We start from the raw sequence: 17,678 nt of genomic DNA on the forward strand, positions 1-17,678 counted from the left end.
TCAGACGGTCAGGACGAGCTTCCCGAAGACGTCGCCCTCCGCCAGCCTCTCGAAGGACGCACGGGCATCGGCAAGTGGGCGGACGTCGTCCACCAGCGGCCGTAGGCCGACCCGCTCGGTGAAGGCCGCGAGTTCGGCCAGCTCATCGCGGGTGCCCATGGTCGAGCCGATGACCGACAGCTGCAGGAAGAAGATGCGGGTCAGATCGGCCGGCGGGTTCGCGCCGCTGGTCGCGCCCGAGCAGACGATCCGGCCACCCGGACGCAGCGCCCGCACCGAGTGTCCCCAGGTCGCCGCTCCGACGGTCTCGATCACCGCGTCGACCTTGACCGGCAGCCGCGTCCCGAACTCGAACGCCTCATCCGCCCCCAGTTTGACCGCCCGCCCACGCTTGCCGGGGTCCCGCGACGTGACGAGGACGGTGTGACCGGCGGCCTTCGCAATCATGACTGCGGCTGTGGACACGCCGCCGCCGGCACCCTGCACCAGCACTGTCCCGCCACCGGCGGCCGGCAGGCCGGCCCGGTGCACAACCATCCGGTAGGCGGTCAGCCAGGCGGTGGGAAGACACGCCGCCTCCTCGAACGACAGCGACGCCGGTTTGGGCACCAGATTGCGCCGCGGTACCGCCACAGTCTCAGCGAGGGTTCCCGGATACCGCTCGGACAGCAACGACCGCCGCGGATCGAGGGTCTCGTCCCCGTTGCCTGCCGCCGGGTCGCCGATGACGGCATGGACGATCACCTCGTCGCCGTCCGCGCTGACCCCGGCCGCGTCACAGCCGAGGATCATCGGCAGCCTGTCCGCGGGCAGCCCGACGCCGCGCAGGCTGAACAAATCATGATGGTTGAGCGCCGCGGCCCGGACCGACACCGTCGTCCAACCGTCGGGGACGTCGGGCGTGGGTCGCTCTCCGACGTCCAGGCCGGACAGCGGGTCGTCAGGACTCTGGGAAACCGCGGCGACTGCGAGCATCAACACACCCTAGGGCCACACCAGGCACGATGCGTGTGATCATAGCTATCCGCGAATCCCATTACCCATCGGCTACCCGATGCATCAACCACACAACCCCAACGACAGTGGGAACAAACCGGTACCCAGCGCGGCGCCCGTCGCGTGCCAGTCCGAACTGTGCTCCACTCTTCGATGTGGTGACACACAAACAGGTACGGACACCCAGCCGGGGTTCGTCCCGATGGTTCCCCTGGAGACAGCGCACCCCCACGCCGGTAGCCGAGCCCACCCCGGTCGTGCGCGCGGGGAGCACCACGGTTGTGGTGGTTCCCGCAACGGACTTCGTCTCCTGCACGTACAAGGGATGCGGGACACTGCGGCCTCTGATCGAGGCCACCGAGAAGCGCCCCTGCGCCGGCTGCGGCCGGGTCTAGCCCCGGGAGCGACCCGGGGCCACCTCAACTCCTCCAGCTATCGGCGGGCGATGCCGTCGGCGCGTGCCTGACGGGCCACGGCCGCGGCGACCGCCGGCCCGACCCGCTCGTCGAACACGCTCGGGATGATGTGGTCCTCGGTCAGCTCATCCGCGATCACAGCGGCAAGCGCATCGGCCGCCGCGAGCTTCATCGGCTCGGTTATCCGACTGGCGCGGACATCCAGCGCCCCGCGGAACACACCGGGGAAGGCCAGCACGTTGTTGATCTGGTTGGGGTAGTCACTGCGACCGGTGGCGACGACCCGGGCGTACCTGTGCGCAACATCGGGGTCGACCTCGGGGTCGGGGTTCGCCATCGCGAACACGATCGAACCCGGCGCCATCGACGCCACCGCATCCTCGGGCACCTTGCCGGCGGACAGCCCGATGAAGACATCCGCCCCGGTCAGAGCATCGTTGATCGAACCCGTCAGACCCGCCCGGTTGGTCTCGGCCGCGACCACGGTCTTGATCGACGTCAGGTCGGGACGCCCCGTGTGCAGGATTCCCCGACTGTCACCCACGGCAATATCACCGATACCGGCAGCAAGTAGGATGCGGGTCACCGCCACGCCCGCGGCACCGGCTCCGGAAACGACTGCGCGCAGGTCGCCGAGGCTTCGGCCGGTCAGACGGGCCGCGTTCTCCAGCGCGGCGAGGGTGACGATGGCCGTCCCGTGCTGGTCGTCATGGAACACCGGGATGTCGAGACGGTCCTGCAGCAACCGTTCGATGGCGAAGCAGCGCGGGGCGGAGATGTCCTCCAGGTTGATCCCACCGAAGCCCGGCGCCAGCCGGACGACGGTCTCCACGATCTCCTCGACGTCGGTGCAGGCCAGGCAGATCGGTACTGCGTCGACCCCGGCGAAGTGCTTGAACAGCAGCGCCTTTCCCTCCATGACCGGCAGGGCCGCGGCCGGGCCGATGTCTCCGAGGCCCAGCACCGCGGTGCCGTCGGTCACGACCGCGACCGCGTTCGACCGCCAGGTGAAGTCGTCGGCGAGCCCCGGCTCCCGCGCGATCGCCGTGCAGACCCGCGCCACACCGGGCGTGTACGCAAGCGACAGGTCGTCCCGATCGTTCAGCGGGACGGTAACAGCCAGGCCGATCTTCCCGCCCTGGTGCAGCACGAACGCGGGATCGGTGGCACGGGAGGACGGATCCGACCCGTCCGGCGCGGAGGCGGGTTCGGGCACGGACGGTACCCGGATCGACGGATCGGGCCCAGCCCGGTCGACAGAATGGTCGGTTGTGGCGGTCATCACATACTCCCTCAGACGAGATGCCTCGACGGGTAGGAGGCGTGGATGGCTGGGCCGGGGGTCGCCCGGGGATGCTGTTCAATATGACACGCGGGCCCGACCACTCGCCCGCAGGCACGAATGCCTCTGGACATCACGATCGGACGATCGGGCAACCAGGCCCGGGCCTGATCGGACACATCCGCTGCCGGCTACGGACGGATTGGCCACCCGGGCGGCATCATTACCCGGTACGGTGCGCGTTCGTGGAAGTTCAAGAACTCTCGATTGCCGGCGCCTGGGTGTTCACCCCCCGCCAGCACACCGACGACCGGGGCACGTTCCTGGAGTGGTTCCGCTCCGAGACCGTGACCGATGTGATCGGGCACCCACTGGGTCTCGCCCAGGCGAACCACAGCGTGAGCCGGCGGGGGACGCTGCGGGGCGTTCACTATGCCGACATCCCGCCCAGTCAGGCCAAGTACGTCACCTGCGTCCAAGGCCAGGTCCTCGACTGTGTGGTCGACATCCGGCTCGGCTCACCGAGCTACGGGACGCATCAGGCGGTGCTGCTGGACGACACCGACCGGCGCGGCCTCTATCTCGCCGAGGGGCTCGGCCACGCCTTCATGGCGCTCACCGAGACCGCGGCGATCTCCTACCTCTGTTCGACGTCCTACAACCCCTCGCGTGAGCACGGCATCGACCCGCTCGACCCGGACCTGGCGCTGCCGTGGCCCCGGGACGTGACTCCGCTGCTGTCCGAGAAGGACGCGCAGGCCCCGTCGTTGAAGGAGGCCGAGGCGTCGGGTCTGCTCCCCTCCTACGCCGACTGCCTCGCCTTCTACGAGACCCTGCGGATCCAGGCGGGCCGCGGCCAGTAGCGCACGACCACCCGGCCCAGCACGTCCCCGGACGGCACTGAGCCGAAGGTCGCGCTGTCGGTGCCGGACGTGACGTTGTCGGATCGCAGCCACCACGCCCCGTCCGGCTCGACGAAGGCCGCGCGTTTCACCCCGAGTCCGCGGCCGGGTAGCCGTGCCACGACCACGTCTCCAGCCCGCGGTGCCGCTCCCCACAGGACCAGGCAGGCATCGCCGTCCCGAAGCGTCGGGACCATGGAGTTACCACTGACGCATACCGCCCGCACGGCAGGACATCGACTCACCCGGGTAGGTTGCCAGAGAAAGTGGGAACGAAGCCTGGACGCCGTTCGAGACGGGGGTCTACCCGCTGCATCCCGATGACGGTCAACGATGCTTCCACCCGCCAAGTTACCTTGCGTGATTATGGTCGTAGGCTGTTGGACGAACTTACGGTGACGACCACCGGACGTCCAGCGAGACGAGAAAGGACGGCGGTATGAGCCTCCTGCACCCGAAGACAACGGTCAACGCCCACTGTGACCTGCCCTGCGGGGTCTACGACCCGGCCCAGGCGAAGATCGAGGCGCAGTCCGTGAAGGCCATCCAGGAGAAGTTCCAGGGGAACGAAGACCCAACGTTCCGCACCCGCGCCCTGGCCATCAAGGAGGAGCGGGCCGACCTGGTCAAGCACCACCTGTGGGTGCTGTGGACCGACTACTTCAAGCCCAACCACCTGGAGAAGTACCCCGAGCTCCACGACCTGTTCTGGCAGGCCACCAAGGCGGCGGGGGCAGCCGGGGCCAAGGGCTCGGTCGACCCGGTGGACGGTCAGAAGCTGATCGATCTGATCGACCAGATCTCCGCGATCTTCTGGGAGACGAAAGCCGCCTGATCGACCTGGGCCTCCGGACCTCCCGGACCTCCCGAGTCGAGGCCGATAAGGCCCCGGGCGACGCCATCACGATTTTTTACGCGTTGCCGGAGGCTCCGGGGACGTCCCATTCGTGAGATCGCCCACCCCGTCCGGCCGATCAGGGCGAACGGGGTGGGATTTCACCCGATTCAAAGACATTGAAGACATAACAACCATCGGGCCGGGTCGGCTCTCATCGGATCTGAACCGATGGGAACCGACCCGGCCCGATGCGTCCGGGACCATCCGCGCACTGAGGACAATTAGTTGCAGTCCGTCATGACCGGAACAATCAGCAGGATTGATCACCCGACCTGCGATGACACCTGGGCGCTGGGTACGGTGGTCTTCGTGTGGCACGAGCAGCGCGCGGACGCCAACAGCCGAAGGTGAAGTGATCAAGGTTCTTCGCGTCACCGGAGGCCTCAGGGGACACCGGTGACCAAAAGCGACGCAATCGCAACTGTTCGCGTCAACGTAATCATGGTTCTTCGCGTCGCCGGAGACCTCAAGGGATACAGGGGGTACCGCAGTGGACACAACGCCGAAAACCGACACCGCGAACGGTCAGGGCGGTGCCCCCGGTCGTGAGGTTTCCGGTGGCGGTGTCTCCCGTGGCGGTGTTCCCGGCGGGGGCCTGCGCGATGTCGTGCAGCTCACACTGCCCGCGGCAAGCGCCTACCTCTCCGTTCTGCGAACCGCCACCGCATCGCTCGCGGCCCGCGCCGACTTCACCCTCGACGACATCGAGGACCTTCGGATCGCCGTGGACGAGGCATGCGCGCTGCTGCTGCTGTCAGCGGTGCCCGGTTCTAACCTGGAATGCACGTTCGAGCTCTCCCCCGGGGTCATCCAGGTCTCGGTAACAGTGCGGAGCCTGGACGGCGAACCACCGTCCAGGGAGACGTTCGCCTGGACGGTGCTGACCGCCCTGGCCGACGAGGTCTCAAGCTCCGTGGACGCCGACTCGCGTGTCACCATCGGTCTGCGCAAGCGCCGCGGCGTCCCTGAGGACGGCGTGCCCAGTCCCGCGGCCGCGACACCCGGAGCCACGTGGACCGAGAACGCCGGCGCTCCTGCAAGCGGACCGGTGGGCGCGCCGTGACCGCAGGGCGTACCCGACCGCTCCAGGATGCCGTGGCCGCGATCGAGCAACGCTCGCAGGCCCTTCTCGACGACCCCCATGGCATCCTCACCACGGGCAACACTCCCATGGACGAGGCGTCGGACAGCCCCCTTGGCCCGGACCCGTCGACCCCCACCGCATCGGTCGCGACCCAGGCCCGGTCGCAGGACGACTCGTACAGCGATCCCGAGCATCCGGGTGGAACCAACGACCGGGCCCACGCCCGGGAGCTGTTCGCCCGGCTGGTCACCCTGCCCGAGAAGAACTCGGAACGGGCGGAGATCCGTGACCAGCTCGTCCGGATGCACCTGCCGCTCGTGGAGTACCTGGCGCGCCGTTTCCGCAATCGCGGCGAGCCACTGGACGACCTGACCCAGGTTGCCACCATCGGACTGATCAAGTCCGTGGACCGCTTCGACCCCGAACGCGGCGTGGAGTTCTCCACCTACGCGACACCCACGATCGTCGGGGAGATCAAACGGCACTTCCGGGACAAGGGCTGGGCGATCCGGGTCCCACGCCGGCTGCAGGAACTCAAACTGGCGTTGACCAAGGCGACGGCGGAGCTGTCCCAGACGCTGGGCCGCTCCCCGACCGTCAGTGAGCTCGCCGGTCATCTGGAGATGAGCGAGGAGGAGGTGCTGGAGGGCCTGGAGTCCGCCAACGCCTACTCGGCGGTCTCGCTGGACGCGCCGGACTCCGGTGACGACGAGGCTCCGGCGGTGGCCGACACCCTCGGCGTCCAGGACGAGTCGTTGGAGGGTGTCGAGTACCGGGAGTCGCTCAAGCCACTGCTGGAGAAATTGCCCCCACGGGAGAAGCGCATCCTGTTGCTGCGGTTCTTCGGAAACATGACCCAGTCGCAGATCGCCGCTGAGCTCGGCATCTCCCAGATGCACGTCTCGCGGCTGCTCGCCCGCACGCTCGCCCAGCTACGCCGCGGCCTCCTGGACGACGCCTAACGATCATTGGGACGGTAGGCGCCGGCCAGGCCGATCAGGGCAAGGACCAGGATCGGGACGGCCACCAGCGGGACGCCCTCGCCGTAGCGGTGGCCCTGGAGCAGTCCGACGGCGACCGGCAGGCACAGCAGCTGGACGACGACAACAGGCGAGCGGGCCCACTGCCGCCCGGCGAACAGCGCCCGCGCGAGCAGCGCCAGGCCCACCCCGGCGGCCACCGCGAGCACGCCGCCGAGTTCAGCTCGGCCACGGTCATCGGTGCCCGCGCCGAAGCCCCGCACCACCAGGAACGTCCCAAGGCCGGCAAGCATCAGCGCCTCCGCTCCGAGCAGTGCCACGGCGGCCCGCAGTGCACGCCTGGTGTCCCGCGGCCGGCCGGCCCGCCCGCGGGCCGACGCATCGGCGGGCAGGCCGGCCGACGACACCTGCCCGGACCCTGTCCGGTGGGCTGTCCGGTGGGCTGTCCTGGAACGCACCCGCCGACAGTACGTCGTGACGGTGAGGCCGTGACGGTGAGGCCGCAGCGGCCAGTCGTGGCCATAGCGGGGCGGGTGGATGCATGCGGGGGCCGGCGTTGTCCACCGGGTGGTGAGGATTACGTCGTCAGGGACTGCGATGGTCGAAACGGTTACCGTGGACATCATGCGCGCGCTGTTGGTCGTTAACCCCATCGCCACGGCTACGACCCAGCGCGTTCGGGAGGTTCTGGTCAGCGCCCTCGCCGCCGATCTCAGCGTGGACGTCGTCGCCACGAAGGGCCGGGGCCATGCCACCGAACTCGCCGAACGCGCCGCCGGGAACGGACTCGACCTGGTTGTCGCGCTCGGCGGCGACGGAACCGTCAACGAGATCGTCAACGGGCTGCTGCGTTCGGGACCGGCCCCGAACGTCCCGGCATTCGCGGTGGTGCCCGGTGGAAGCACCAACGTCTTCGCCCGCGCGTTGGGCTACTCCGCATCCCCGGTGGAAGCCACCGGGGAGCTTCTGGAGGCACTACGGGACGGCCGCAGCCGACGGATCGGCCTCGGGCACGCGACCTTCACCGACCCGTCGGGGTCGGACCAGTCCCGCTGGTTCACCTTCTGCGCCGGTCTCGGTCTGGATGCGGCCGTTGTCGAGCAGGTCGAACGCAAACGGGTACACGGACGCCGCAACACCCCCGGGTTGTACCTGCGTTCCGCGCTCGGCCGCTTCATCCGCGGTACCGGGCACCGGCATCCGCCCATCACCGTCACCACCGGCGAGCGGCCCGGCCCGGCGGTGGCCGCGGACCCGGACGGCGTGGGGTCGGACGGCGTGGGGTCGGAGCAGGTCCTCGTCGCCGTGGTCTGCAACACCATGCCCTGGACATACCTGAACGCCCGGCCGGTGCGGGCCTGCCCCGACGCGTCCTTCGACAGCGGTCTGGACCTCATCGGTCTGCGCCGACTGCGGGTGTCGACGACAGCCCGCAGCGGGCTACAGATGCTGCACGGCAGGAGGGGGCCGCACGGTCGAAACGTCCTCGCCCTGCACGACCAGCCCATGATCACGTTGACGACCGCCCGGGAGCTGCCGTTCCAGCTCGATGGCGAGTACATCGGGCCGCAGACGGAGGTGACCGTCAGGTCCCGGCCGAGGGCCCTACGCGTCATCGTCTGAGACGTCCTTCGCGAGCACCGACTCCCGATGCGCCAGGGGGGCGCTTCCCAACCAGCCACCCGACGTCAGGCTCCCTGCGAGGCGGTCAGGCCGCTCCACGGCCAAGTTTGCGGACAACCTCGGCCGGATTATCACAGATCGCCGCATCGACACCCGCGTCCCGTAGCTGGCCGGCATCCGCCACCGACGTCACCGTCCAGGTCACAAGGCCCACGCCCGCAGCCCGGGCCCGCTGGGGAACCGCCTCGGACCCGAGCACGGACGACACGTGGGCATGCAGTTCCTGGTGCCCGGCCGAGCGCACGTAGGCGATGCCGCTGTTGACCGACATCCGCGGCATGGACAGGAACGCCGTGGCCACGCCGATCCCGGAGTCGCGTACCGCCTCGATCGCAAACCAGTCGAACGAGGACACGGTGACGGCCTCCGGTGAAACGGGACGGGAGACCCTGCCGAGCCCCCGTGCCCGCAGGAGCTCGACCAGGGCGTAGGCGGTGCGTTCCCTCGGTGCGTCGAAGTCCGGCTGCCCCGGCTGGTTCTTCACCTCGAGGATGATCCGGCCTCGGCCGTCCCACGCGTCCAGAACATCGCTCAGGACGGGCACGCCGAGGTCGGCGAGTTCGCGGGTGCTTCGGCGCACAACCGCCCTGCCGGTCAGCCTGCCCGGCAGGCGAGCGTCGTGCACGCACACCAGATCCCCGTCGGCGCTGCGCCGTACATCCACTTCGATACCATCAGCGCCAGCACGCAACGCGGCTTCCACCGCATCGACCGTGTTCTCCGGGCCCGGAACCCGGCTGCCGCGGTGACCAAGAACCTGCATGGTCCAACGATGCCATCACAGCCGCGGCCGGCGCCGCCAGGGACGTCCAACCAGGTTCCATGTAGCCGAGAAACCCTGAGATGACAACACTGAAGGCCAATCCGGCATGTTGTCCAGATCGGTGACATATGTGTGTTCACTGAGTTGGCAGTGCTGGGAGAGTCTGTCTGTCAACGATGTTCAACCATCCGCAAAGAGTGGTCTACCTGTGTCTCCGCCCGACCGACGCAGGCCGGAAGGGGTACGAAGCCACTTCCAGGTTCTTGCGCCCACGGTAGTTGCGGTGGGAGGGTGGCGAATGTCCGAGGTGGATGGACCACGTTCACCCTGGGCTCACGCGCGAGGGTGCAGCCGGTCGAAAGATCAAGACCCCGCACGGATCCGACATCCGGTTGATTGTCGGGAAGTGCGGCACAACCGTAGCGGCTCGCAAAGCGTCTCACGTGCAGTGTGGCCCGAGACGAGAGAGGGAGTTGTACGCATGGACTGGCGCCACAGAGCGCTCTGCCGTGACGAGGATCCCGAGCTCTTCTTCCCGATCGGTACAACCGGTCCGGCTGAACGCCAGGTCGAAGAAGCAAAGGCCGTCTGTAGGCGGTGTGCCGTAACAAGTGATTGCTTGAGCTGGGCACTTGACACCGGGCAAGATTCCGGAGTCTGGGGCGGTTTGAGCGAGGATGAACGACGAGCACTCAAGCGTGCGCGCATGCGAGTTCGCACCGCCTGAGTACTCACAACCACCAACGCGGCACGACCTGCACGACGACTTCCCAGGTGGCCCTGGAATGACAAACCAGCCCCAGGGATGTTGCCGTGTGCATTTGTGTCGCTTCCGTCCGTATTCGTGCAGTTTGCGAGCGGAACCATCGACACCTGTTGTAGTGGTGTCGAGACGGTAAGGCGCGGCGGGCCAGGACGGGGTGGGACGGCGCCAGGCACGGTGGTGCTGTACCCACCTCGACGGCCTCCATAACATCGATCTTCAAAAAAGTTTTCACGACTGCAACGGGATGGAAAGCAGGGCCTCCGTTCCGCGATCCGGCCCCGCCTGGAGCCGGATCGCCCCCTGCATCTCACCGAGGACGAGCTGGCGCACGATCTGCAGTCCGAGACGAGGTGAATGCTCCAGCTGGAAGTCGTCAGGCAACCCCGCGCCGTCGTCAGCAACAACCACGTCCAAGCGGTCAACATCCCGATGGACACGGAGTTCGATCGTGCCAGCAGAACCCTCGAACGCATGTTCGACAGCATTCTGCAAAAGTTCGGAAAGCACAAGGGCCAGCGGCGTGGCGAGTTCCCCGGGCAGCCGTCCAAATGATCCTTTGCGGGTGGTGTTCGCGCGGGTACCGGTCGAGGCGAGATCAACCGTTACCGACGTGATCTGATCGGCGATCTCGTCGAAGGGCACGGACTCTCCGAGGCTCTGCGAGAGCGTCTCATGAACGACAGCGATCGAGGTCACCCTACGCACCGACTCGCGCAGCGCGAGGCGTGCCTCATCCACCTTGGTGCGACGCATCTGCAGACGCAGCAACGCCGCCACCGTCTGCAGGTTGTTCTTCACCCGGTGGTGAATCTCCCGGATCGTCGCGTCCTTGCTGAGTAGCTGCGCCTCCCGGCGCCGGAGATCAGAAACGTCACGAACAAGGACAAGCACCTCGCGGGTGGCAGCCGGGAACAGCGGAATCGCGCGTAGCAGAACCACCGTGCTGCCGACCGCGAGTTCCACTTCGACCGGCCGACGGCGACCGATCGCGTGCCAGACCGCCGGTGTGGTCGCGGGCAGGTTCAGCGTCCGGTGTACCGAACGCAGGTCCTCACCGGTGACATTGCCGGTGTAGCCGAGACGGCGGTAGGCCGACAACGCGTTCGGACTGGCAAAGATGACCTTTCCCGAACCGTCCAGGCGGAGCATCCCGTCACCGACCCGCGGTGCCTCGGGCAGTTCGACCGCACTCCCCCGGAACGGGAACGCCCCCTCGGCGATCATCAGAGCCAGGTTGTTCGCGCACTGAAGGTAGGCGGATTCGAGCGCGCTCGGCGTCCGGGTCGTGGCGAGATTGGTATCCCGGGCCAGCACTGCGATCACGCGGTCCTCATGCAGGACCGGGATCGCCTCGGTCCGAACCGGCACCCCGCCGTCCCACTCCGGCTCACCTTCGCGGGCGATCCGGCGCTCGCGCCACGAGTTCTGCACCACCCACCTGTTGATCACAACACTGCCGACCTCGTCGTTGTGGTAGGCGGTCGGTCCCGTGGTCGGTCGTACCTGCGCGACCACCAGGAACTCCGCCCCCGGCCCGGAACCGCCACGGGCCACCGCAAGTCGACTCGGCACGAGCAGCAGCAGGTCCGCGAAGGACAGGTCGGCCAACAGCGCCCAGTCGGCTACCAGAGCATGGAGGTGGTCTATGTCGTCCGCACCAAGATCGGTGCTCTCGCGCAGAAGGTCCGCCAGCGTGCCCACGCAGGCAGACTGCCAGATGCGGCGAGGCAGCGGAGCCCCGGTACCGGATCAGTGCCAGATCACCACCGTGCCGCGGGCTCCCAGTTTCCCCGCGCCGCCTTTGGCCTAGGCTTCCGCTGTGCGTCCTTCCACCCACGCGGTCAACAATCCGCTCGCATGGCTGGACAGCCACGCCCGCCGCCGTGAGGAGGCAGGGCTGCGCCGCACCGTGCGTCCACGCGGCCCGGACGGATGGACGTCCGCCGACGCACCACACGGAGATCTCCCGCGCCTGCTGGACCTGGCCGGAAACGACTACCTGGGGCTGTCCCGTCATCCCGAGGTGATCGAAGGCGGAGTGCGGGCGCTGCGAGCCTGGGGTGCCGGCTCCACCGGGAGCCGGCTGGTCACCGGAACGACCACCCTGCACGGCGAGCTTGAGGAGGCCCTCGCCAACCACACCGGCTTCGCCTCCGCGCTGGTATTCGCCTCCGGGTACGCGGCCAACCTGGGCGTTCTCACCGCGCTGAGCGGCCCGGACGATCTCATCGTCTCGGATGAACGCAACCACGCGTCGCTGGTGGACGCGTGCCGGCTGTCCCGGGCGCGGGTACGCATCGTCGCGCACGCCGACGTCGAGGCGGTCGACGCAGCGCTGGCCGGGCAGTCCTGGCGGCACGCCGTCGTGGTCACCGACTCGGTGTTCTCCGCCGACGGCGACCTCGCCCCGCTTGCCGCGCTGCACGCCGTGGCCCGGGCCCACGGCGCGTTGCTGCTGGTGGATGAGGCGCACGGGCTCGGCGTCGTCGGTCCGGGCGGCCGGGGAGCCCTCGCTGACGCCGGGCTCGCCGGCGAACCGGATGTGGTCGCCACCGTCACCCTGTCCAAGGCACTGGGCAGTCAGGGCGGCGCCGTGCTGGGCCCACCCCAGGTACGCGCCCACCTGATCGACACCGCCCGCACGTTCATCTTCGACACCGGGCTCGCCCCGGCCTGCGCCGGCGCGGCACTGGCCGCACTCGGGCTGCTGGACGCCACCCCGGCTCTCGCGGACGACGTGCGGCGGCGCGCCCGCGAGCTTGCCGCGCTCACCGGCGCGCCGCCGCCGGCCGGAGCGGTCGTGTCGGTCGTCCTGGGTGAACCCGGACCCGCGGTGGCCGCAGCGGAGGTCTGCCGCGCCCACGGCGTGGCGGTCGGCTGCTTCCGCCCGCCGACCGTGCCCCCGGGGACGAGCCGGCTGCGGGTCGCGGCCCGCGCGGACCTCACCGACGCGGACATGGCGCACGCCGCCGGCGCCTTCGCCGCCGCCCTGGGCACCGCCATCCGCGGCACCCACGCCCCCAGTGCCCCCGTACAGCACGCCTCTGCACTCGACGAACCCGGTTTCGGCACGTCAGGGTGACCGTGATCGTGGTGACCGGAACCGGGACCGGCGTCGGCAAGACCGTCGTGACTGCCGCGGTGGCCATACTCGCCCGTGCCCGGGGCGCTGACGTCGCCGTGGTAAAGGCCGCCCAGACCGGCGTCGAACCCGGTGAACCCGGCGACCTCGACCATATACGACAGTTGTCCGGAGTTGAGGATCTGCACGAGTACGCCCGGTTCCCGGCGGCGCTGTCCCCGGCGGCTGCGGCCCGCCTCGCCCGACGCCCTCCGGTGGAGTTGTCCACCGTCGCACACCGGGTGGCGGAGCTCGCCGAGCGCCGCCGGCTCGTCCTGGTGGAAGGCGCGGGTGGGCTGCTGGTCCGCTATGACGACGAGGGCACGACCGTGGCCGATCTCGCCCGCATGCTCACCGCGGAGGTGCTGTTGGTCAGTGAGGCCGGACTCGGCGCGCTCAACGCCACCGCCCTGACCCTGGAGGCGCTCGCAGGTCGCGGACTGGATCTGGCTGGACTTGTCATCGGTTCGTGGCCACCCGCCCCGGACCTCGCCTGCCGCTCGAACATCGCGGACCTGGAGATGCTGGCGGCGCGCCCACTCACCGGGGCGATCCCTGCAGGGGCGGGCGATGCGGATGCGGCATCCTTCCGTGACACGGCCCGGGCGTGCCTCGCACCGGCACTCGGCGGGACCTTCGACGCTCGAGAGTTCAGAAGGAGACACAATCCATGACGGAAAGTGTCCGGTTGCTGTCCACGCACTGGTTCCGACTGAGAACTATCGCGGACAGGCGAGCGTGAACCACGGCGGGTGTGCAAACGTCCACCTTGATGGGACGGACCCGGCGGACGGCCCGCGCCCCGCCCGTCCGCACTGTCCACGCTGCCCGCCCCGCCCGTCCAGACGAGTCGACGTCCGCACCGGACCACAGGGAGACCTACCGTGCCGCCATCGTCAGCGACCGCCCCGCCCGTGACCTCGGCCTCTGCCACACGGCCATCCGCTCACACCGAGCAGGCAGGTGGAGACGTCGAGCCCGACATCCTTCAGGTTTCCCGGCGACAGGTCCTCGAGGACGGCCGCGGCCTGTCGGCCGAGCAGGCGCTGGAGGTGCTGCGCCTCGGCGACGACCGGATCAGCGAGGCACTCGCGCTGGCCCACGAGGTGCGGATGCGCTGGTGCGGCCCGGACGTGGAGGTCGAGGGGATCGTCAGTCTCAAGACCGGCGGCTGCCCCGAGGACTGTCACTTCTGCTCCCAGTCCGGCCAGTTCGACTCGCCCGTCCGTGCGGTCTGGCTGGACGTCCCCTCGCTGGTCGAAGCCGCAAAAGCGACAAAAGAGACCGGTGCGAGCGAATTCTGCATCGTCGCCGCCGTCCGTGGCCCGGACGAGCGGCTGATGGCCCAGGTCCGCGCCGGGGTCGCGGCAATCCGCGCCGCCGTGGACATCAACGTCGCCTGCTCGCTCGGGATGCTCACTCAGGAACAGGTCGACGCCCTCGCCACGATGGGTGTGCACCGTTACAACCACAATCTGGAGACGGCTCGGTCACACTTCCCACAGGTCGTGACCACCCACAGCTGGCAGGAACGCTGGGAGACCTGCGAGATGGTGCGGGCGGCCGGCATGGAACTGTGCTGTGGGGCGATCATCGGGGTCGGTGAGACGCTGGAGCAGCGGGCCGAGCTCGCCGGGCAGCTCGCTGAACTCGAACCCGACGAGGTTCCACTGAACTTCCTCAACCCACGGCCGGGCACACCTTTCGCCGACATGGCGGTCATCAGCCCGAAGGACGCGTTGCGCACGATCGCCGCGTTCCGGCTCGCACTGCCGCGCACCATTCTGCGCTATGCGGGAGGACGCGAGATCGCCCTCGGTGACCTGGCCGTCGAAGGGATGTTGGGTGGCATCAACGCGGTCATCGTCGGCAACTATTTGACGACTCTGGGGCGCCCGGCCGAAGCGGACCTCGCGATGCTCGCCGACCTCAAGATGCCGATCAAGTCCATGCAGGCCACATTCTGACCAGACCGGAAACGAGAGTCAGGGCGCCTCGCCGGGCAGGGCTTGCCCATCCTTGACGAGGCGCTACTCTCGGCGCCATGACTCTCAGCGGTGCGCAGGCGGCCTACTGCGATCGGTGCGGACGGTCACTCGCAGACGGCGGGCACGACAGTTGTGCGCAGGCACGGCTGCTGGAGCCACCGAGGTTCTGCGGGACCTGCCGTCGCCGGATGGTCGTGCAGGTCACGCCAACGGGGTGGACCGCCCGCTGCGCCGAACACGGCATGATCGTCAGCTGAGCCCTCGGCACCCGAGCCCGCAGTGCCTGGGTTCCGGCACTACTCGATGTCAGCCTGTCACGGGTTACCGGGTGTGCCCTCAGGCCACCGGTACCTGGTCGAGAAGGGCGATCAGGTCGCCTTCCTGAACGACGTCTCCCTCCTGGACCGCGATCTGGGCAACCCGGCCTCCATCCTCGCTGAGCACCGGAATCTCCATCTTCATGGAGTCGAGAATGACCAACGTGTCACCGGCCGACACCGTGTCACCGACGCCGACGACGACCTTCCACACGTTGGCCACCATCTCAGCCCGAACTTCCTCAGCCACAGGTCCCCCTTCCTTACTACCGATCGGACATGAGCACAGCGTGAGCGTAGTGTGCGCCCGCACACTACGGCTGCACGCCACGTCGACAAAGAAAGTCCCTCTCCGCTCACTGATTCACCCAAACCCGGCGGTAACAACACCCGACCCAAAACCCCGATAATGATCTCCCTGTCCACCGAGACCGCGGTCCTGTGCAGCATCAGACATGCCAGAATGGCGACCCTGAGGTCGAGCGCTCCAGGGACACAGCACACTACGAGAGTGTTCGTTCTCCTTGTGCTCGCCCTTGCGGGTGGCATCGCCGTCGGGCTGGTTCGCGGTGGGACGTTGCGTGCCTTGGGACGCATCGATGTAGCGCGTCCGTGGACGTTCGCGGCCGTGGTTGCGGCGCTGCTCATCGGACGGATCATTCCTGGCACCCACGCGGCCGGCTGGGTGGCGGCCACGGTGGGGATCGCGCTGTTCGCAGCGGCGAATCCCCGCCTGCCAGGCCTCGGCCTGCTCCTGGCCGGGATCGCCCTGAACACCGCGGTGATCCTCGCCAACGGCGGCCAGATGCCGGTCTCACTCGCGGGGGCCGAACGCGCCGGTGTGCCCGTGCGCGACGTACAGTCGTCCTCCCAGTACACACCGGGCGGAGCAGGTACGGTCCTGCGCCCGGCCACGGCAGTGATACCGGTGGCCTTCCCGAACGCGCCGGCCGTGGTCAGCCTCGGCGACATCATGATCGCCTCCGGGGTCGGGCTGTTCGGCGCGGTCGCGCCGATGCGGGCACGGCGCACCCTGGAGTCACGCCGCGCCCCCGGGACGGGGCATCCGCACTCAGGTGTCCATTACGAGGAGGATGCGGACGCCACGACGACCGAACCCGTCCACGGCTAGGGCCTGGGGCCTGGGGCAGCGCGGGAGGAACACGGCGCGCTATCGCCGTCCCGGGCACGCGGCCGGCTGTCGGTCCTGGCCGGCGGATGGTCCATGACAGGATGACCTCGGAAGAAAGGAGGTCGTCGACATGGCGAAGAAGAAGCGTAAGCGGCGCGCACGCGCCAAGAGCAAGGCCAACCACGGCAAGCGCCCGAACACCTAGAAACGCCCCCGGGCCAGGATCGAACCCCGGGCGTCCGTCGACCCACGGCTCCGCGATGACCAGCCTGGTGGACCGGAGCGCCACGGTGGCCCGGTGGTACCGCACGCGGACGCGGGCCGTACCACCGGGCCACCGTGGTAGAACCCGAACCATGTGCGGCGCAGGCCGGGAGCGGGGTGGATCAGCTGGTGGCGGTCCGGCTGCTCAGCCAGCTGACGGTCTGGCGCAGGCCTGCCTCCAGGTCGACCTGAGGCCGCCAGCCGACCAGCCGCTGCGCCCTGCTGACGTCGAGGGCGATCCGCTGCAGCTCCCCGGGCCGAGGCGGGGCGAACTCGGGATCGTCAGCCACCCCGACGATCGCCGCAATCCTGCTGTGCAGTTCCCGGACAGGTGTCTGGACGCCGGTACCGATGTTGAGCCGTTCCCCGTTTGCCGCATCCGGTGTGACCGTACGGGCGAAAGCGTCCGCGACATCACCGACGAAGACGTAGTCGCGGGTGGTCTCACCATCGCCGAAAATCCTGGTCGGGCGGCCTTCAAGCATCGCCGTCCCGAAAATCGCCACCACACCGGCCTCACCGTGGGGGTCCTGCCTCGGTCCGTAGACGTTTCCGAGCGCCAACGCCGTCGTGGCCAGGCCGTAGGTTGACCGGTACACCGACAGGTAGAGTTCGCCGGCTGCCTTCCCGGCCGCGTATGGGGACTCGGGAGCTACCGGCATGGTCTCGTCGACCGGCAGGCGCTTGGGCGTCCCGTAGATCGAACCGCCGGACGAGGTGTGGACGAGCTTTCCGACACCGGCCAGCCGGCTGGCCTCCAGCAGGTTGATCGTGCCGAGCACGTTCAACCGGGCGTCGAGCAGCGGGTCGCGGATGCTCACCCGCACGTCGATCTGCGCCGCCAGGTGCAACACGACATCGGGACGCACACGCTGCACCACTTCGGCAAGTTCGCCAGAGGTGACATCAACCTTCTCGAACGAGAACCGGGCGTCCCTGGAGGCCAGGCTCAGGTTCTCCAGCCGTCCGGTGGACAGGTCATCGATCCCGACGACGTCGTGGCCGTCGGCAAGCATACGGTCAGTGACCGTGGAACCAATAAAACCGGCCGCGCCGGTGACAAGGATACGCACGGCACGAGAGCCT

20 protein-coding genes are annotated in these 17,678 nt (G+C 68.7%); 12 read left to right on the top strand and 8 right to left on the bottom strand.

Translation table 11 applies throughout. The annotated features are described in order from the left end of the window. A complete protein-coding gene (locus tag NBW77_RS02885) occupies positions 1-975 on the bottom strand; it encodes a zinc-binding dehydrogenase (RefSeq protein ID WP_131745572.1) in 975 nt (324 codons plus the stop codon). Positions 976-1,428: 453 nt separating this feature from the next. Continuing rightward, on the bottom strand, positions 1,429-2,694 hold the full coding sequence (locus tag NBW77_RS02890) for an NAD(P)-dependent malic enzyme (protein ID WP_131745570.1): 1,266 nt from the start codon (positions 2,692-2,694) through the stop codon (positions 1,429-1,431). 245 nt (positions 2,695-2,939) lie between these two features. Here NBW77_RS02890 and NBW77_RS02895 point away from each other — a divergent pair, with 245 nt between their 5' ends. Beyond that, positions 2,940-3,557, top strand: coding sequence for a dTDP-4-dehydrorhamnose 3,5-epimerase family protein (locus NBW77_RS02895; RefSeq protein WP_131745569.1), 618 nt, complete (start codon positions 2,940-2,942; stop codon positions 3,555-3,557). On the opposite strand, the gene NBW77_RS02900 is transcribed toward NBW77_RS02895, so the two are convergent. Beyond that, positions 3,518-4,060: a S24/S26 family peptidase gene (locus NBW77_RS02900; RefSeq protein WP_349816946.1), complete on the bottom strand. Its 543-nt coding sequence runs from the start codon at positions 4,058-4,060 to the stop codon at positions 3,518-3,520. The two genes, NBW77_RS02895 and NBW77_RS02900, sit on opposite strands and share 40 nt — an antisense overlap. Here NBW77_RS02900 and sodN point away from each other — a divergent pair. The 3 genes from sodN (at position 4,036) to NBW77_RS02915 (ending at position 6,540) form a co-directional block, all read left to right on the top strand. Beyond that, positions 4,036-4,431: a superoxide dismutase, Ni gene (sodN, locus tag NBW77_RS02905; protein ID WP_131745567.1), complete on the top strand. Its 396-nt coding sequence runs from the start codon at positions 4,036-4,038 to the stop codon at positions 4,429-4,431. The two genes, NBW77_RS02900 and sodN, sit on opposite strands and share 25 nt — an antisense overlap. A 553-nt stretch (positions 4,432-4,984) precedes the next feature. Next, entirely contained in the window at positions 4,985-5,557 is a 573-nt protein-coding gene (locus NBW77_RS02910) for an anti-sigma factor (protein WP_131745566.1), read from the top strand. Then, entirely contained in the window at positions 5,554-6,540 is a 987-nt protein-coding gene (locus NBW77_RS02915) for an RNA polymerase sigma factor SigF (protein ID WP_250279242.1), read from the top strand. The genes NBW77_RS02910 and NBW77_RS02915 overlap by 4 nt, the downstream gene beginning before the upstream one ends. Here the strand turns inward: NBW77_RS02915 and NBW77_RS02920 are convergent. Beyond that, positions 6,537-6,965, bottom strand: a complete 429-nt coding sequence (locus NBW77_RS02920; protein WP_175324649.1) for a hypothetical protein — start codon at positions 6,963-6,965, stop codon at positions 6,537-6,539. The two genes, NBW77_RS02915 and NBW77_RS02920, sit on opposite strands and share 4 nt — an antisense overlap. A 217-nt stretch (positions 6,966-7,182) precedes the next feature. Between NBW77_RS02920 and NBW77_RS02925 the strand changes: the two genes are divergently transcribed. Next, complete coding sequence (locus NBW77_RS02925) at positions 7,183-8,181, top strand: diacylglycerol/lipid kinase family protein (RefSeq protein WP_131745600.1); 999 nt, start codon at positions 7,183-7,185, stop codon at positions 8,179-8,181. Positions 8,182-8,266: 85 nt separating this feature from the next. On the opposite strand, the gene NBW77_RS02930 is transcribed toward NBW77_RS02925, so the two are convergent. Continuing rightward, on the bottom strand, positions 8,267-9,004 hold the full coding sequence (locus tag NBW77_RS02930; RefSeq protein WP_131745565.1) for a glycerophosphodiester phosphodiesterase: 738 nt from the start codon (positions 9,002-9,004) through the stop codon (positions 8,267-8,269). Positions 9,005-9,485: 481 nt separating this feature from the next. On the opposite strand from NBW77_RS02930, the gene NBW77_RS02935 reads away from it, so the two are divergent. Further along, positions 9,486-9,731 carry a WhiB family transcriptional regulator gene (locus NBW77_RS02935; protein ID WP_131745564.1) on the top strand — a complete coding sequence of 82 codons (246 nt, stop codon included), beginning with the start codon at positions 9,486-9,488 and terminating at the stop codon, positions 9,729-9,731. A 267-nt stretch (positions 9,732-9,998) separates the two neighbouring features. Here the strand turns inward: NBW77_RS02935 and NBW77_RS02940 are convergent, their stop codons facing one another. Then, positions 9,999-11,471 carry a sensor histidine kinase gene (locus NBW77_RS02940; RefSeq protein WP_131745563.1) on the bottom strand — a complete coding sequence of 491 codons (1,473 nt, stop codon included), beginning with the start codon at positions 11,469-11,471 and terminating at the stop codon, positions 9,999-10,001. 118 nt (positions 11,472-11,589) lie between these two features. On the opposite strand from NBW77_RS02940, the gene NBW77_RS02945 reads away from it, so the two are divergent. The 4 genes from NBW77_RS02945 (at position 11,590) to bsaP (ending at position 15,136) form a co-directional block, all read left to right on the top strand. After that, positions 11,590-12,852 carry an 8-amino-7-oxononanoate synthase gene (locus tag NBW77_RS02945; protein WP_131745562.1) on the top strand — a complete coding sequence of 421 codons (1,263 nt, stop codon included), beginning with the start codon at positions 11,590-11,592 and terminating at the stop codon, positions 12,850-12,852. After that, positions 12,849-13,565, top strand: coding sequence for a dethiobiotin synthase (gene bioD / locus NBW77_RS02950; RefSeq protein WP_131745561.1), 717 nt, complete (start codon positions 12,849-12,851; stop codon positions 13,563-13,565). Before NBW77_RS02945 ends, bioD begins: the two co-directional genes overlap by 4 nt. Positions 13,566-13,775: 210 nt before the next feature. Beyond that, complete coding sequence (gene bioB / locus NBW77_RS02955) at positions 13,776-14,858, top strand: biotin synthase BioB (RefSeq protein ID WP_502799425.1); 1,083 nt, start codon at positions 13,776-13,778, stop codon at positions 14,856-14,858. 77 nt (positions 14,859-14,935) lie between these two features. Next, complete coding sequence (gene bsaP / locus NBW77_RS22245) at positions 14,936-15,136, top strand: biotin synthase auxiliary protein BsaP (protein WP_131745560.1); 201 nt, start codon at positions 14,936-14,938, stop codon at positions 15,134-15,136. Positions 15,137-15,215: 79 nt separating this feature from the next. Here bsaP and NBW77_RS02960 read toward each other — a convergent pair whose 3' ends face one another. Then, positions 15,216-15,446, bottom strand: a complete 231-nt coding sequence (locus tag NBW77_RS02960; RefSeq protein ID WP_131745559.1) for a biotin/lipoyl-binding carrier protein — start codon at positions 15,444-15,446, stop codon at positions 15,216-15,218. Positions 15,447-15,707: 261 nt separating this feature from the next. Here NBW77_RS02960 and NBW77_RS02965 point away from each other — a divergent pair, with 261 nt between their 5' ends. Then, the gene (locus NBW77_RS02965; RefSeq protein ID WP_131745558.1) at positions 15,708-16,328 is read left to right on the top strand and encodes a DUF5317 family protein; all 621 of its coding nucleotides are present in this window, start codon (positions 15,708-15,710) and stop codon (positions 16,326-16,328) included. A gap of 130 nt (positions 16,329-16,458) precedes the next feature. Continuing rightward, on the top strand, positions 16,459-16,533 hold the full coding sequence (locus NBW77_RS22680) for a 50S ribosomal protein bL37 (protein WP_369299096.1): 75 nt from the start codon (positions 16,459-16,461) through the stop codon (positions 16,531-16,533). 181 nt (positions 16,534-16,714) lie between these two features. On the opposite strand, the gene NBW77_RS02970 is transcribed toward NBW77_RS22680, so the two are convergent. Beyond that, on the bottom strand, positions 16,715-17,665 hold the full coding sequence (locus tag NBW77_RS02970; RefSeq protein WP_131745557.1) for a GDP-mannose 4,6-dehydratase: 951 nt from the start codon (positions 17,663-17,665) through the stop codon (positions 16,715-16,717). Between the last annotated feature and the right edge of the window lie 13 nt (positions 17,666-17,678).

Source organism: Frankia sp. Cppng1_Ct_nod, assembly GCF_920656135.1.
Classification (GTDB): Bacteria; Actinomycetota; Actinomycetes; order Frankiales; family Frankiaceae; genus Protofrankia; species Protofrankia meridionalis.